A 16,356-nucleotide genomic window follows, 5' to 3' on the forward strand; every position below is an offset into this window, starting at 1 on the left:
CCGTTGCGCGATGTTGATGCGGACACGCTTCCAATGTTTACAGACACTTAACGAAGGGGTGCATAATGAAACACGTCTCGCCATGTCTCTGATCAATACACTCCCTATTCGACCCAGATCATTCCCGCGACCGCTCACGAAGCGCCATACATTCTCGATGGTCTGCTGCAGAACGACACTCGAAGGCAAATCCGGGAGCATTATGCGGATCCGGGGGTTTCACGGATCATGTCTTTGCCATCTGCTCCGTTCTCGGCTTCCAGTTCGCGCCGAGAATCCGCGATCTGCCAGACAAGCGGCTTTACGTTCCCGCTCTCGATCTGGTGCCTCCTGCTCTTCAGCCGCTGATCGGCGGCCGCATTAACATTCGGCTGATCCGCGAAAATTGGCGCGATATCCTGCGGCTCGCCGCCAGCATGGCCGCCGGGACCGTCGTGCCAAGTCAGATTCTTCGAAAACTCGCCGCCTATCCGCGTCAAAATAGCCTGGCGCTGGCGCTCAGGGAAGTCGGGCGTCTGGAGCGTTCGATCTTCATGCTCGACTGGCTGAGCGATATTGATTTGCAGCGTCGAGCGCAGATCGGGTTGAATAAGGGTGAGGCCCATCACGCCCTCAAGCGCGCGGTCAACTTCAACAGGCGCGGCGAAATCCGAGACCGGTCGTCAGAGGGACAGCAACACCGAATTGCCGGTCTCAACCTCCTCACCGCCATCATCATCTATTGGAACACATGGAAGCTCGGCGAAATCGTCGCCGAGCAAATCGCCAGCGGCGAACAGATCGACCTCGTGCTCCTTCCTCACGTCTCACCGCTCGGATGGGAGCATATAACGCTCACTGGGAATATCGGTGGCCGCCGTTAAGGTAGTATATCGCCCCCTCCCGCAAGCGACCCCAAAGAGTCAACTCCCGTAGCCGGCACGAGGTTCTGAGCCATCCTGGTCAGCCTTGCGGCCGGCGCCCTCCTAATGCCTTGAGCGCAGCGTCAGGCTCAAGTCGTACTGCTTGAGCTTGCGGTAGAGCGTGGCGCGGCTCACTCCGAGGGCTGCGGCGCAGGCGAGAGCGCCCCCGCCGCTTGCCTCTATTGCCGCTATGATTGCGGACCGTTCCGCCTGACTAGCGACGACCTTCGCCCGGCCCGGCATTGCCGGAATGGGTTGAGGCTGCGGATTTGCCTGGGGGGTCTCGGGGACCTTCGGGCGGATCTCGTGCAGGGCCGGCAGGGGACCCGCCTTGGTTTTCACCTGAACCAGCATCAGGTCATCGACGTTGATGACGCCGCCATCCGCTAGTTTCGCCGCCCGGGTCAGCACGTTCCTGAGTTCGCGAATGTTTCCTGGCCACGAGTGGCCGAGCAGGGCCTTGCGCGCCGCCTCGCTCAACCGTACGGGCTCATCCTCTGCCAGTTGGTCCAGCAATGTCCGGATGATGTAGTCGAGGTCGCTTCTCTCCCGCAACGACGGGATTGTGATGATGGTTCCGGCAAGGCGGTAGAAAAGGTCCTGGCGGAAACTACCCGCGGCCACCTTTTCATGCAGGTTCTGATGCGTGGCTGCAACGACTTGCACGTCCACGGTCCGCACCTTTCCTGAACCGAGCGGCATCACCTCCTGTGTTTCGAGGAAACGAAGCAGGCGAGTCTGCAGTTGCAGCGGCATGTCGCCGATTTCGTCGAGGAAAAGCGTTCCCTTGTCGGCCTCGACGATCCGGCCCAGATTGCCCTCCTTGTTGGCGCCGGTGAACGCGCCGCCGCTGTAGCCGAAGAGTTCGCTGTCGATCAGGGATTCGGGGACCGCGGAGCAGTTGAAGGCGACAAATGGGCCGGTCGCCCGTTCGCTCTCATAATGCAGCGCTCTCGTCAGGGTGTCCTTGCCGACGCCAGTCTCACCGAGCAGGAGAACGTGGAGTCCGCTTCCGAATACCTTCTTGAGAATGCTCAGGTTTCTCTTCATCTGCGGGTCTTCGCCCGCACACTCCGCAAGCGTGGTAATTTTGCGCGCTGGCTTCGCCGGAGCCGACTTTGCACCGGGTGCGATCTTCGGGTTTGCCAGCGCGCCGAGAGTAAGCGGCCGTTTCAGCGAAACCCCGAGCAACTGGCCGCTGCCCAAAGGCCTCAACTCGCGGAGATTTTCGCAGAGATACTCGATGGTCGGGTTGCCCCGAATTTTTTCGAAGACTCCCCAGAGGCTGCGTGTACCGATCGCGTCATCGAGACGGAAGGCGGCGCGGGCATGCCTCGTTGCGCCAACAATCTTGAAGTCGGAATCCACGGCTATGATCGCCGGGGATTTCTGCTCGAGACTGATAACGAGGGTGTAGAACCTCCGGAAGTGGTTCGTGAAGTAACTCGTCTCCAACCGCTCTGCGGTGATCTGCGCGACCCCGAAGACCACCCTGTGCGCAAGCTGGGGAAGGCCGGGGTTTCGCGTGGAGAGGTTCACGATGCCCAACACCGTGCCGTCAGGCCCGAAGAACGGAGCCGCGGCGCAGGCGCCGCCGGTCAGATCCGCAAAGAAGTGATCGGTGAGATAGACAGCCGTTGGGGTCAACTGCTTGAGGGACGTTCCAATTCCGTTCGTGCCGCCGACTTCTTCGGTCCAGACCATGCCGACCCGGTCGCTGCTGAGATAGAAGGCGGAATCTCGGCTCTTGCGCTCTGCTATGATAACGCCGTTGCGGTTGGCGAGGTGCGCGCTGTACCCGCCTCCCTCGATCATGCCGAGCGTTGATTCCAGTTCGCCCGCGGCAAGCGCGATGTCATTGTCAAAGGCGTCCGTCTGCTCGCGAATCTCTTGTTGAGTGAGCTCAACCAGGTTGGCTCTTGATGGATCCAGCTTGTAGTCTTGCAGGCAGCGGGCCCATGACTCCGTCCGCCAGTTCGTCTTCTCGCTTCCTGACAGGACGGCTCTTTCGATGACGCGGAAATGGTCGTTGATTTCGAGCATTCCAGTATTGCTCCCATTTGTCAGGCACTTTGCCAAGCAATTTTGATACAAGTCAAGGAAACCCCGTAAATCTCACCGCGTCTCAATAGTGAGACTCTTTCGAGAATATTTTCGGCACCAATCGCCGTGGCCAATAAATCCCGCTGAAATCAGCGATTTAAAGAGTTGGCACGATGATTGCTCCTCCACTGGCGAGCGTCGCGGGGGAGACTCGGACGACATGCTGGGACTTCCAGGGACGAATGCCTTAGGCCGCCGTCGGACTTCTTCTGCCCTCAGCTTGTCGTTCGGCCATTCCTCGAGACCGGGAACCGGGCAGCAAACGCCGCGCCATGCTTGGCACCGCTGTCGAACGACGGGTGTTCAATACAGGAGACAGGAATGAGATACGGCGACACCAGACTCTTCATCGACGGCAAGTGGGTGGATGCGAGCAACGGCAAGACGATCGACGTCGACAATCCCGCCACCGGCGAGGTAATCGGATACGTGGCCAGTGCGTCCGAAGACGATCTTCTGAGGGCGGTCGCTGCTGCCGAGAAAGGCTTCAAGGTCTGGAGCGCGACGTCCGCTTTCGAGCGCAGCAAGGTCATTCGCAAGGCTGCCGCCCTCATTCGCGAACGGCTGGAGCAGATCGCGACGACCCTCACCATCGATGAGGGGAAGCCGCTTTCCGAATCGCGCCTGGAAGTGAACTCCTGCGCTGATCTGCTGGACTGGTTTGCCGAAGAAGGAAGGCGGACCTATGGGCGCACGATCCCGTCCCGTTCTGTCTCGGTCCAACAGTTTGCGATAAAGGAGCCGGTCGGGCCCGCGGTTGGCTTCACGCCCTGGAACTTCCCGATGAGCCAGATCGTGCGGAAACTGGGTCCGGCGATCGCCGCCGGTTGCTCGATCATCATCAAGGGACCCAATGAAGCGCCGGGTGCTCCCGTGGCCCTTTTCTGCTGCCTCGAAGAGGCGGGCATTCCGGCAGGCGTTGTCAATCTGGTGTTCGGCCCCGGCCCGGATATTTCGCAGTTTCTGGTGCCGAACCCCGCCATCCGGAAAGTTTCCTTCACAGGATCGGTGCCGGTCGGCAAGAGCCTGGCTTGTCTCGCAGGCCTCCACATGAAGCGGGTGACGATGGAGCTCGGCGGGCACGCTCCGGTTATCGTGGCCGACGACGCAAACGTCGATGCGGCGACGACCGCTCTTGTTGCCTCGAAATTCCGGAATGCCGGACAGGTGTGCATCTCCCCTACGCGCTTCCTGATCCAGTCGCGGGTGCATGACGAATTCGTCGAGAGCTTCGTGCGCAAGACCAAGGCCCTGAAGGTGGGAGACGGGCTGGAAGAGGGTACCCAGATGGGTCCGCTGATCAGCGAGCGCCGCCGCGCGGCCGTTGAAAGCCTCATAGACGACGCCGTCTGGAAGGGCGCCAAGTTGGAAGCGGGCGGAAGCCGCATCAATAACAGTGGCTTCTTCTTCGCCCCGACCATTCTGACGGGGGTTCGGAGCGACATGCGCGCGATGAACGAGGAGCCGTTCGGGCCGGTCGCCCTGGTCCAGAGCTTCGACGAGATCGATGAAGCACTGGAAGAGGCGAACCGGCTTCCATTTGGCCTTGGTTCCTACGCTTGGACGCGGAGTTCCTCGACGGCAAGGAAGCTGAGCCAGGGCATTCAGGCAGGCATGGTCTCGATCAACCACATAGGCCTCGGCCTGCCCGAGACGCCCTACGGCGGCGTCAAGGATTCCGGCTACGGCTATGAAGGCGGAAGCGAGGCCCTCGAGGCATACCTCAACACCCGCTTCGTCACTCACGAAACAGCCTGATTGCAGTCGAAGGCGGCGCCTCGGCGGGCGCCGCCACTGCCTGACGAAAGAGACCACGATGATCAGAACCGACGATTTCCGCGAAGCCATGCAGCGTTTTGCAGGTCCAGTCACAGCAATCACGACGATCGAGAATGGCGTTCCGAGCGGTCTCATGGCTACCGCCGTCTGCAGCCTCTCGGCGGAACCGCCGTCTCTGATCGTTTGCATCAACAAGTCCGCTTCAGCGCATGACGCCATCCTGCGTCTGGGGTTCTTTGGCGTCTCCGTCCTGCCCGATACGCTGAAGGCCTTTGCCGACCACTTTGCTCGGGCCAAGGGTGCGGACCGCTTCGAAGGGGCGCTGTGGATCATGCAGGAAACCGGTGCTCCGCTTCTCGCGGGAGCGTCGGTTGCTTTTGACTGCCGGATCGCCCATGCGCATGACGGCTACAGCCACACCATTCTCGTGGGCCTCATCCACGAAATCCTTCTGCCCAATGAGAACGCCGACCGTTGCCTGCTGTGGCACCGCAAAGGATTCGTCAGCGTGGCCTCGGAGACTCCTGAGACAGAAAAGGCATGAGGAGGAACGACAATGAGCTTTTCGCGCGTTGAGGAAGCGATCGCCGCAATGGCGCGCGGCGAAATGATCATCGTCGTGGACGATGAGGACCGTGAGAACGAGGGCGACATCGTCGTCGCCGCCGACGCGATCACGCCGGAAGCGGTGGCATTCATGATGAAGCACGCACGCGGCTTGATCTGTGTTTCGGTCACCGGCGAGCGGTTGGACGAACTCGAACTGCCGCTGATGGTCACCGAAAACTCCGAGTCCATGAAGACCGCGTTCACGGTGTCGATCGACTACATTCATGGCACGTCCACCGGTATATCAGCACCGGACCGGGCCGCCACCATCAGGGCCTTGGTCGATCCAGCCGCAAGACCCGCGGACTTCGCACGCCCCGGCCATATCTTCCCCCTGAGAGGGAACCCAAAGGGGGTTCTCGGTCGGCCCGGCCACACCGAAGCGGCCGTGGACCTGGCCAAGCTCGCAGGACGCCACCCATGCGGCGTCATATGCGAGATCGCGAATGACGACGGCACGATGGCGCGGCTGCCGGAGCTCCAGGAATTCGCCAGCCGCCACGGCCTTCTTATCATCACGATCAAGGACCTGATCGCCTATCGGCGCCAAAGGGAACCCGAAGTCGAGCGGGTTTCGGACGCGGAGCTTCCCACGAAAGCGGGATCCTTCAGGGCGATTGCTTATCGCGATGCTGCTAGCGGGCTGGAGCATATCGCTCTCGTGAAGGGAAATCTTGCAGATACTGAAAGCCCGCTCGTCAGAATCCACTCGGAGTGCGTCACGGGAGAGGCCCTCGGCTCGCTGCGATGCGATTGTGGCGATCAGCTACAGCAGGCGCTGTCGCTGATCGAGGCAGAGGGCACCGGATGTATCGTCTACCTCAGGGGCCAGGAGGGGCGCGGCATCGGGCTCGGCAATAAAATAGCCGCCTATGGGCTGCAGGACGGTGGGTTGGACACGTACGACGCCAACCGCGCCCTTGGCCTTCCGGCCGACGACCGGGACTATTCGGTCGCTGCGGCAATCCTCAGCGACCTCCGGGTAAAGCAGCTTCGTCTGCTGACGAATAATCCGAAGAAGGTCGCTGGCCTCGAGCGATGTGGGATCACTGTCCATAGCAGGCGCGGCCTCCTGACCGCGGTGAACGCAGCCAATGCTTCGTACCTTCGGGCAAAGAAGGAGCGCTTCGGCCACTTCCTCGAAACCGCTTGAGGGCAGGCTCCCCGCGAAGTGCGCCAATAACTCCGCTTCCTCCCCGGCGACCGGGCGGTCGCCGGGGCTTTTAACAATGACTGACTCAATCGAGGGCTCGGGTCCTCACTACAACAGAGGAGTGCAACTATGCGCGTCACAAACGTTCGGGCTTACCGAATACCAACCGGTGGGGTCCGCCCGGTCCTCGTGGAGATTGTTACCGATGAGGGTCTTACGGGCTGGGGCGAGGCCGCTGTCGCCTATGGGCTGGGCGCTCGCGGCGCGGCCGGCATGATCGCGGACTACGCGCCGCGCGTCATCGGTGCCGATCCGGCCTATCCCCGTCACGTCTATCACGATATCTACGACAACTCGTTCTGGACCAAGGGCGGTGGTGCGATAGCGTTTGCGGCGGTCAGCGCGATCGATCAGGCTCTCTGGGACATCAAGGCGAAGTCCCTCGGCGTCCCGGTATACGAGCTTTTCGGTGGGGCCTTCGCCAAGGCCGCTCCGGTCTATGCGAATGGCTGGAACTACCACTGCAACGACGCGATCGAGTGGGCAAAGGCGGCGGAGCGGCCGTTGCGGGACGGCTACAAGATGCTCAAGAGCTATCCCTTCGCGACGCAACTGCCCGGACGCACTCTTACCCATGTTCAGCGCCGGGCCTTGTCGCCGGAAGAGTTCACGCGCGCCGTCGACCGCGTGCGCCTGCTGAAGGAGGTGGTCGGCAACGATGCAGAGCTGCTCATCGACCTCTCCGGCGGCATCAACAACGATCAGCTCCTGCGCTTCCTCGACGTCTGCGAGGAACTGAAGGTCTCCTGGGTTGAGGAGCCTTTCGACGCCTTCAATCTGACGGGCCTCAAGAACCTGGTGGGCCGCTACAAGTTCCCGATCGCCGCCGGCGAGCGAGTCTACACCCGCAACGGCTTCAAGAACCTGCTCGAGACCGGGGCGATCGATGTCGTCATGCCCGACGTCGGCAATTGCGGCGGTGTGTTCGAACTGATCCAAATTGCGGCCATGGCGGAAGCGTACAACGCTCGCGTTTCGCCGCACAACTGCGCGTCCACTCTCTGCACGGCCGCCTCGCTGCAGGTCTGGGCCGCATGCGCAAACGCCATGCCGCTCGAGATTTATCCCTATCTGCCGGAGTCAAAGGGCTATGTTCAAGTCCTCAAGAACGCCCCCGAGGACCGGATCAAGAACGGCTTCCTCGAGGTGACGAGCGACGCCGGCATGGGGGCAGTCGTGGATACCGCGAAACTCGAGCCCTATTGCTGTTTCGACTATTTGAAAGAGACGGCCTGATCAGGACGGGAGTTCGCGCGACTGCTCGAACTCCCGTCCTCGCAGCGTTCTTCGTGCCACGCTAACGCCATCCTCTATGTCCGGAACACGTCAATCGAAGCCCCTATCAGTCGCGACGACCGAAACGGGTCGAGAGCAGCCGCTTATTGGAAACTGTCGTGCGACTGCTGTTGACGCAAGGTGAGCTCATTCTCCTGGCGGCGGCTCGCTTGTGCGAGGTAAGCTCTCAGCCAACCTGCTCCACAGCCAGGGTCCCCGCGGGTAGGAGCTTGATCAGCGTTCTAGCAGAGACCGCCGGATCGAGCCAGTTTGCCCATGCATCACGCTCCAGAATGACGATCTGGCGATCGTGATATGGAGCGATATCCGGTCCCGGCTCTATCGTCAGCATGGTGAAGGCCTGTCCGACCTCCGAGGTTTCACGCCAGATGCCGGCAATGCAGAAGATCGGCTCGTGCTTCTTGGTAAAGAGCCACTTGTCCTTGCGCTTCTTCTTCGGATCCTTCGGATCGGTGAATTCGTAGAAGCCGTCGGCAATGATCAGGCAGCGATTGGAATTGAACTCTCGCCCCTCCGACCGGAAGTTATACACCGGCCGCTTGTTCGGCCCCGGCCAGCTCCAGCGCCGCTGCACGAGCTCGGCCTCATCCCGGGCGCCGTTGACCGTTCTGACGATTGGGCCGATATCGGTGATCTTGATGTCCTCACGCGCTTCGAGGTTCGGCGCGCCTTCACCGAAACGGATCTTGATCTTCAGTTCGGCGAAGTCCTCGACAATTGAGGCGACATCCACCATCAGCCGATAATCATTGCACATGCATCCTCCTCAGGTCTGGTTGCTTCGCAATGGCGTTCCTGATATGTTCTAACTATCATGAGCGCGACCGTTTTCCAGTCCGACGCCCCACTTGATGAGCGCCGTGTGATCATAAGGCGCTATGACGGCGATGTGGAGATGGTGGAGTTGCCGTGGGGCCTGCTCCCGCGCGACGGCGGCGCGCGCGCCGTGAACGTCGTTCGATCGGAAGGGAGGACGTTTTCGGCTCACCGTTGCCTGGTGCCCGCTTCCGAGTTTCGCCACAGGAGCTTCAGCTTCTCGCTTGCCAATGGCGACTGGTTCTACTTCGCCGGGATTTGGCGGCCGGCGATCGAGGACTGGCCGGAGGCCTATGCCATCCTGACCATAGAGGCGAGTGCCGATCTCGCGCCCTTTCACAACCGACAGATGGCGGTGCTGACTCGCGATCAGCGCCTGGCGTGGCTCGACGGAGTTGTGCCCGAGGACGAGATCCTCCGTCCATTGCCAGCAGGGACCTTCCGGGTCAAAAGCCACTCGATCGATCCAGCCCAGCCGATGCTGGCGATCTAAAGCGCCAGCCGCAACTGCGGCGCCACGCCAGAGGTCTGCCGTTCCAGTGATGACAGCGTGACGCCGAGCAGGCGTATGCCTTTGCGCGGCGGAAAGAGCGGCACGAGAAGCAGGCCGACCACCTCCTCGAGATCCGTGATTGCGGGCAGAGGTACCGCAACCGTCTTGCTGCGGGTGATCTGGCTGAAGTCGGCATATTTGACCTTGAGCGTCACCGTCTTGGCGCCGATCTCATTGGCCTCGCAGTAAGCCCAGACTTTCTCGATCAGTGGCTGAAGACCTTTGCGTGCCGGCTCAAAGGCGTGAATGTCCTCGGAGAACGTGTCTTCGGCGCCGACGGACTTCCGCACCCGGTCCGGCTTGACCTGGCGATTATCGATGCCGCGGGCGATCCCATAGAAATATGGCCCCGACTTCCCGAAATGTTCGACCAGAAACTCGAGAGTCTTGTCCTTGAGGTCTGCGCCCGTCTCGATGCCGAGCCTATGCATCTTTTCGGCGGTTGCGGGGCCTACGCCATGGAATTTCTTGACGGGGAGGGCCTCGACGAAGGCCGGCCCGTTCTTCGGCGTAATGACAGCCTGACCGTTGGGCTTGTTCAGGTCGGATGCCATCTTCGCCAGGAACTTGTTGTAGGAAATCCCGGCCGACGCATTGAGGCCGGTGACCTGCTTGATCTTCGCTCGGATCTCCGCGGCAATCTCGGTGGCGATCTCCATGCCCTTCAGGTTCTCGGTGACGTCGAGATAAGCTTCGTCGAGCGAGAGCGGCTCGATGTCAGGCGTGTATTCGGCGAAGATCGCGCGGATCTGCAACGAGACGGTCTTGTAGACGTCGAAGCGCGGCTTGACGAAGATGAGGTCGGGGCATTTGCGCTTCGCGGTCCCCGAAGGCATGGCCGAATGAACGCCGAACTTGCGTGCCTCGTAGCTGGCGGCCGCCACTACGCCGCGGGCAGCAGGATAGCCGACGGCAACCGGCAGGCCCCTGAGTTCCGGATTGTCGCGCTGCTCGACCGATGCATAAAAGGCATCCATGTCCACGTGCACGATCTTGCGCGGCCGCTCGCTGCCTTCGTCATTTGTCATCGCCTAGCTTCCATCAGGTCCCTCGGCCAAACATGGGAAGTGCGCGCCGCACTTGTCACCCTCGGCGTTTGCATGCGCTCGCAGCCCATGGCCATACGACGGCGAAGTACGGCGAAGCTTACACTGGCGCCAAACGCTTTCACCAACAGCTTGCGCTCAAGCGTGCAATGGCGATCGCACGGGCGACAGATGAATTCAATGATCGGCTCACGGTGATCCCTCAGTCTCGGATCCAGATCGTTCACAGGCTCCGGTCGTGCCATGCGAAAAAATTCCCATTCATGCCACCCGCTTGAATCCGCTCACGGATTTCTTCGATGGGCACTCTCGCTCAACTTCCGCGCGCCACGTGCGCATTGACTCATGTCCGTGTTGAGAACAAATACAGAACAAATTTCACCATCTCAAGCTGAAAACGGGTTGCCGTAAGGGAGATCATGATAGCCGCCGCCACTTCGAACCCCGTCCTCGACGAGTTGCGCGAGAAAATCGCCAGCCTGGAAGGGGCAGGCTCACGCAAGCGCAGCGTTCTGCCTTTCGGGGTGCGGGAGCTCGATGCGCAGCTACCGGGAGGTGGGCTCGCCTATGGCGCGCTTCACGAAGTGGCCGGCGGCGGAAACGGCGCGGTCGACGGGGCGGCAGCGGCACTCTTTATCGGCGGCATCGCTGCCCGCACCACCGGCAAGGTGGTCTGGTGCCTGACGCGCTTTGATTTGTTCTTTCCCGCGCTCGCCCAGGTCGGGCTTCACCCGGACCGCGTCATCTTCGTTGAGTGCGACAAGGAAGAGACTGTGCTCGCAAGCTTCGAGGAGGCCTTGCGTTATGGCGGCCTCGGCGCCGTCGTCGCCGAACTGGTGCGCCTGCCGATGACGGCGTCACGCCGGCTGCAGCTTGCGGCGGAAAAATCCGGCACATTGGGGCTGGTGATCCGCCGCTGGCGGCGCCAGACGGAAGCTTCCGACTTCGGTTTGCCGACGGCCGCGGCAACCCGCTGGCGGATCTCGGTGCTGCCATCCGAGCCGCTTCCCGTGCCGGGAATTGGGCGGGCGCGATGGCTGGCGGAGCTGATGCGGGTCAGGGCAGGGGAGGGAGGCGAGTTCATCATCGGAGCATGCGATGGCCAGGGTCGTATCAGTCTTTCTTCCGACACTGCCGACCGACCGGATCAGGCGCGCCGATCCTTCGCTGTCTCCTGACACACCGCTGGTGGTGATCGCCAGGAGCGGCTCGAAGCGATGGGTTGCCGCGGCCGATAGGGCAGCTCTTAAACTCGGTCTTCGTGTCGGCACGCCGGCGGCCAAGGCGCAGGCGCTGGTCCAAGGTCTCACGATGATCGATGCCGATCCGGTCGCCGACCTTGCTACGCTGGAACGGCTGACACTCTGGGCCTTGTCGCAATATTCTCCCGTCGTCGCCATGGATCCTCCCGATGGCATCGTCATGGATACCGACGGTGCCGATCATCTTCAGGGCGGCGAGGAGCTGATGCTCTCCGGTCTCGTCAATCGCTTCCGCGGCCGAGGTCTCGCTGCCCATGCGGCGATCGCCGACACCTGGGGTGCCGCTCACGCGCTCGCCCGGACCACCGATCGCGAGACGGTGATCGTCGGGCGCGGCGAGACCGCTAAGGCCGTGAACCGGCTGCCGTTGTCATCGCTGCGATTGCCGGCCGAGACCGTCGCTGGTCTTCGGACCCTCGGCTTCGCGACGGTTGCCGATCTTGCCGTCACCCCACGAGCGCCATTGACGCTACGTTTCGGCCCGGAGGTGGGACTTCGCCTCGATCAGATGTTCGGCCGTATCGCCGAGCCCATCGATCCAATCCGGCCGGCGGAACTTGTCGAGGTGCAGTTATCTTTCGCCGAGCCGATCGGCGCACCCGAGACAATCGAAAAATACGTCAGCCGGCTGGTGCGCCAGCTCTGTCTGGAGCTCGAGAAGCGAGGGCTTGGCGTGCGCCGCGCCGATCTCATCGTCCACCGCGTCGACAACACGCTTCAGTCGCTCCGGGCTGGCACGGCCAAACCAGTCCGCGATATCGCCTGGCTGACAAAACTCTTCCGCGATCGGATCGAGAAGATCGAGCCTGGTTTCGGCATCGAGAAGCTTAGCCTCGCCGCGATCATCGCCGAACCGCTTGTCGACGTGCAGTCGGCCTCCTCCTTGGTCGAAGAGCAGGTGACCGATGTGACGCCACTCATCGACGTGCTCGGTAATCGCGGTGGACAACGGATTTTCCGGGTCGCGCCGGTTGCAAGCGACGTTCCGGAGCGCAGCGTCCATCGGATCGCGCCGACGGCCGATGAGGACGGCGCCACCTGGCCGATGCACTGGCCGAGGCCGACACGGCTTCTAACGCGTCCAGAACTGATCGAAGTGATTGCACTCTTGCCCGATCATCCGCCGGTGTCCTTCACCTGGCGCGGCAAGCGGCGTCGCGTGAAGCGCGCCGACGGTCCGGAACGGATTTTTGGGGAGTGGTGGAGACGCGGCTCCGAATGGATCGCTGTGCGCGACTATTTCGTCGTCGAGGATGATACCGGCGAACGTTTCTGGATCTTTCGATCGGGCGATGGCGTCGATGTGGAAACCGGATCGCACAAATGGTTCCTGCACGGGGTGTTTGCCTGATGCGCTACGCCGAACTTCAGGTCACCACGCATTTCTCGTTCCTGAGGGGCGCAAGCTCGGCGGAGCAACTGTTCGCGACGGCAAAACTGCTCGGCATGGAAGCGCTCGGCATTGTCGACCGCAACAGTCTGGCCGGTATCGTTCGTGCGCTCGAGGCGTCTCGCGCCACCGGATTGCGGCTTGTCGTCGGCTGCCGGCTCGATCTGGCCGATGGCATGTCGATCCTCGTCTATCCGACTGATCGCGGCGCCTATTCGCGCCTGACGCGGCTGCTGACCCTGGGAAAGAGCAGGGGTGGCAAGGCGAACTGTATCCTGCATCTCGATGATGTGGCGCTGTATTCCCAAGGCCTGATCGGCATTCTGGTACCGGATATGCCGGATGACGCCTGTGCCGTGCAGCTCAGGAAGATGGCCGAGGTCTTTGCCGAACGCGCCTATGTCTCGCTCTGTCTGCGCCGGCGCCTCAACGATCAGCTGCGGCTGTATGAGCTGTCGAACCTGGCAGTGAAGCACCGGGTGAAGACCGTCGTCACCAATGACGTGCTATTTCATGAGCCGGGCCGGCGGCAGTTGCAGGATGTCGTCACTTGCATCCGCACTGGCACCACGATCGACGATGTCGGCTTTGAGCGCGAGCGGCATGCCGATCGTTATCTCAAGCCACCGCAAGAAATGGCCCGTCTGTTTCCCCGCTACCCGGAGGCGCTGGCGCGCACTATGGAGATCGTCGAGCGGTGCAGGTTCTCGCTCGAAGAACTGGTCTATCAATATCCCGAGGAAGCGCTGATCCCGGACATGACGGCGCAGCAGTCGCTGGAGCACTACACCTGGGAGGGCGTCAGGACACGCTATCCCGAAGGGCTGCCGGCGCATGTCGAAAAGACGATCCGCCATGAACTGGCGCTGATCGAGACGATGAAATACGCGCCCTATTTCCTCACGGTGTTTTCGATTGTGCGTTATGCCCGCTCGCAGGGCATCCTTTGCCAGGGCAGGGGATCGGCCGCCAATTCCGCTGTCTGCTATGTGCTCGGCATCACCTCGATCGACCCCGAAACCAACGATCTCCTGTTTGAGCGCTTCGTGAGCCAGGAGCGCGACGAGCCGCCCGACATCGATGTCGATTTCGAGCACGAGAGACGCGAGGAGGTCATCCAGTGGATCTACAAGACCTATGGCCACGACAAGGCGGCGCTGTGCTCGACCGTCACGCGCTATCGCGCCAAGGGCGCCATCCGTGACGTCGGCAAGGCGCTTGGCCTGCCCGAAGATCTGATCAAGGCGCTTTCCTCCGGCATTTGGTCGTGGTCGGAAACGGTCGGCGAGAGCCAAGTGCGTGACCTCGGCCTCAACCCGGATGATCGACGTCTCGCTTTGACCTTGCGACTTGCTCAGCAGTTGATGGGAGCGCCGAGGCATCTCGGCCAGCATCCCGGCGGCTTCGTACTGACCCACGACAGGCTGGATCATCTGGTGCCGATCGAGCCGGCGGCGATGGTCGACCGCCAGGTGATTGAATGGGACAAGGATGACGTCGAAGCCCTCAAAATGATGAAGGTCGATGTATTGGCCCTCGGCATGCTGACCTGCATGGCCAAGGCCTTTGCGCTGATCAGCGAACACAAGCACCAGGCCCTCGACCTCGCCACCATCCCGCAGGAGGACCCCGCGACCTATGCGATGATCCGCAAGGCCGATACGCTCGGTACCTTCCAGATCGAATCCCGCGCCCAGATGTCCATGCTGCCCCGCATGAAACCCAGGACTTTCTACGACCTCGTCATCCAGGTGGCGATCGTCCGCCCCGGCCCGATTCAGGGCGACATGGTGCATCCCTACCTGCGCCGGCGCGAGGGCAAGGAGACGGTTGAGTACCCGACACCGGAACTGGAAGCGGTCCTGCACAAGACGTTGGGCGTGCCGCTGTTTCAGGAGTCGGCGATGAAGGTGGCGATGGTCTGCGCGGGGTTCACCGGCGGCGAAGCCGACCAGCTCCGGAAATCGATGGCCACGTTCAAGTTCACGGGCGGCGTTTCCAAGTTCAAGGACAAGCTCGTCTCCGGCATGATCCGGAACGGCTATTCGCCGGACTTCGCCGAAAAGACATTCTCGCAGCTGGAAGGTTTTGGCTCCTATGGTTTTCCCGAAAGCCATGCAGCCTCCTTCGCGCTGATCGCTTACGCCTCCAACTACGTGAAATGCCATTTTCCTGACGTCTTCTGCGCGGCGCTTTTGAACTCTCAGCCGATGGGCTTTTATGCGCCCGCGCAAATCGTGGCTGACGCGCGGAAACACGGCGTTGAAGTCCGTCCGATCTGCATCAACCGCTCTCGTTGGGACTGCACGCTGGAGCCGATCGAAGGCACGGACCGGCATGCGGTGCGGCTCGGCATGCGTCTGGTGCGCGGATTGGCGACCGCCGACGCCGCGCGTATCGTCGCTGCCCGCGCTGACGAACCTTTTACGTCGGTGGACGACATGTGGCGGCGGTCGGGTGTGCCGGTCGCCTCATTGGTGGAGCTGGCCGAAGCCGATGCCTTCCTGCCGTCATTGTGTCTCGAGCGACGCGATGCGCTCTGGGCGATCAAGGCGCTGCGCGACGAGCCGCTTCCGCTCTTCACGGCTGCGGCGGAAAGGGAGGCTCGGGCGATTGCCGAGCAGCAGGAGCCGGCAGTCGAGCTGCGGCAAATGACTGACGGCCACAACGTCGTCGAGGACTACAGCCATACCGGCCTGACGCTCCGGGGGCACCCTTTGCGATTTTTGCGGGCTGACCTGACGAAGCGGCGGATCGTCACCTGTGCCGAGGCGATGACGGCGCGGGATGGCCGATGGTTGATGGCGGCCGGCCTGGTGCTGGTACGCCAGCGACCAGGCTCGGCGAAAGGCGTGATGTTCATCACCATCGAGGACGAAACCGGTGTGGCCAATGTCGTCGTCTGGCCAAAGCTGTTCGAGCGGTCGCGCCGGGTCGTGCTCGGCGCCAGCATGATGGCTGTCAATGGCAGGATTCAGCGGGAAGGCGAGGTGGTTCACCTGGTCGCCCAGCAGCTCTTCGATCTCTCGGCCGATCTGTCGGGGCTTGCCGAGCGTGATGGAGAGTTCCGACCGCCAACCGGCCGAGGCGACGAGTTCGCCCATGGTTCTCCCGGCAGTCCGGATTCCCGCGAAAAGGCGCCTCCAGCGGTTCGACCGAGGGATATGTTCACGCCGGATATTCATATCGACAAGCTGAAGATCAAGAGCCGGAATTTTCAGTAATGCTCAAGGCTGGCGACCGGGGCTTCGGTTCGAATCCTTTCAAGGCGAAGGATTGTCGACTTCCCGCTACATCGCATTCGTGCCATCGAAGTCCGGAACGTATGAATAAATGGATGTTGGCGGCGCCCCAGGAAAAGACCTTTCGATATAAGCCCGCCTTTTG

General features: G+C 61.8%; 11 protein-coding genes and 2 pseudogenes. 9 read left to right on the top strand and 4 right to left on the bottom strand.

The features are described from left to right. Positions 1–81 precede the first annotated feature (81 nt). Positions 82–868: pseudogene (locus ATB98_RS01715) on the top strand (Tn3 family transposase); the annotation flags it as partial. 97 nt (positions 869–965) lie between these two features. Here the strand turns inward: ATB98_RS01715 and ATB98_RS01720 are convergent. Continuing rightward, positions 966–2,945, bottom strand: a complete 1,980-nt coding sequence (locus tag ATB98_RS01720) for a sigma-54-dependent Fis family transcriptional regulator (protein ID WP_066868295.1) — start codon at positions 2,943–2,945, stop codon at positions 966–968. A 381-nt stretch (positions 2,946–3,326) separates the two neighbouring features. Between ATB98_RS01720 and ATB98_RS01725 the strand changes: the two genes are divergently transcribed. The 4 genes from ATB98_RS01725 to ATB98_RS01740 all read left to right on the top strand — a co-directional run bounded on the left by ATB98_RS01725 (position 3,327) and on the right by ATB98_RS01740 (position 7,842). After that, on the top strand, positions 3,327–4,763 hold the full coding sequence (locus ATB98_RS01725; RefSeq protein WP_066868297.1) for an NAD-dependent succinate-semialdehyde dehydrogenase: 1,437 nt from the start codon (positions 3,327–3,329) through the stop codon (positions 4,761–4,763). Between the two features lie 58 nt (positions 4,764–4,821). Then, positions 4,822–5,328: a flavin reductase family protein gene (locus ATB98_RS01730; RefSeq protein WP_066868299.1), complete on the top strand. Its 507-nt coding sequence runs from the start codon at positions 4,822–4,824 to the stop codon at positions 5,326–5,328. A gap of 12 nt (positions 5,329–5,340) precedes the next feature. After that, positions 5,341–6,546 (top strand): bifunctional 3,4-dihydroxy-2-butanone-4-phosphate synthase/GTP cyclohydrolase II, encoded by a 1,206-nt coding sequence (locus tag ATB98_RS01735; protein WP_066868301.1) that lies wholly within the window; start codon positions 5,341–5,343, stop codon positions 6,544–6,546. A gap of 129 nt (positions 6,547–6,675) precedes the next feature. After that, complete coding sequence (locus tag ATB98_RS01740) at positions 6,676–7,842, top strand: mandelate racemase/muconate lactonizing enzyme family protein (RefSeq protein WP_066868303.1); 1,167 nt, start codon at positions 6,676–6,678, stop codon at positions 7,840–7,842. Positions 7,843–8,068: 226 nt separating this feature from the next. Here ATB98_RS01740 and ATB98_RS01745 read toward each other — a convergent pair whose 3' ends face one another. Continuing rightward, positions 8,069–8,659: an SOS response-associated peptidase family protein gene (locus tag ATB98_RS01745; protein ID WP_066868306.1), complete on the bottom strand. Its 591-nt coding sequence runs from the start codon at positions 8,657–8,659 to the stop codon at positions 8,069–8,071. A 54-nt stretch (positions 8,660–8,713) separates the two neighbouring features. On the opposite strand from ATB98_RS01745, the gene ATB98_RS01750 reads away from it, so the two are divergent. Then, on the top strand, positions 8,714–9,211 hold the full coding sequence (locus tag ATB98_RS01750; protein ID WP_174551896.1) for an SOS response-associated peptidase family protein: 498 nt from the start codon (positions 8,714–8,716) through the stop codon (positions 9,209–9,211). On the opposite strand, the gene dinB is transcribed toward ATB98_RS01750, so the two are convergent. Next, positions 9,208–10,299, bottom strand: a complete 1,092-nt coding sequence (dinB, locus tag ATB98_RS01755) for a DNA polymerase IV (protein WP_066868310.1) — start codon at positions 10,297–10,299, stop codon at positions 9,208–9,210. The two genes, ATB98_RS01750 and dinB, sit on opposite strands and share 4 nt — an antisense overlap. A gap of 3 nt (positions 10,300–10,302) precedes the next feature. Next, positions 10,303–10,562: pseudogene (locus ATB98_RS29865) on the bottom strand (hypothetical protein). Between the two features lie 171 nt (positions 10,563–10,733). Here ATB98_RS29865 and ATB98_RS01760 point away from each other — a divergent pair. The 3 genes from ATB98_RS01760 to ATB98_RS01770 are packed head-to-tail and all read left to right on the top strand — an operon-like array spanning position 10,734 to position 16,193. Further along, positions 10,734–11,495: an ImuA family protein gene (locus ATB98_RS01760; protein WP_157111009.1), complete on the top strand. Its 762-nt coding sequence runs from the start codon at positions 10,734–10,736 to the stop codon at positions 11,493–11,495. Then, the gene (locus ATB98_RS01765; protein ID WP_174551895.1) at positions 11,416–12,930 is read left to right on the top strand and encodes a Y-family DNA polymerase; all 1,515 of its coding nucleotides are present in this window, start codon (positions 11,416–11,418) and stop codon (positions 12,928–12,930) included. Before ATB98_RS01760 ends, ATB98_RS01765 begins: the two co-directional genes overlap by 80 nt. Continuing rightward, complete coding sequence (locus ATB98_RS01770; RefSeq protein ID WP_066868316.1) at positions 12,930–16,193, top strand: error-prone DNA polymerase; 3,264 nt, start codon at positions 12,930–12,932, stop codon at positions 16,191–16,193. The genes ATB98_RS01765 and ATB98_RS01770 overlap by 1 nt, the downstream gene beginning before the upstream one ends. The last annotated feature ends 163 nt before the right edge of the window (positions 16,194–16,356 follow it).

The organism is Sinorhizobium saheli (assembly GCF_001651875.1).
GTDB lineage: Bacteria > Pseudomonadota > Alphaproteobacteria > Rhizobiales > Rhizobiaceae > Sinorhizobium > Sinorhizobium saheli.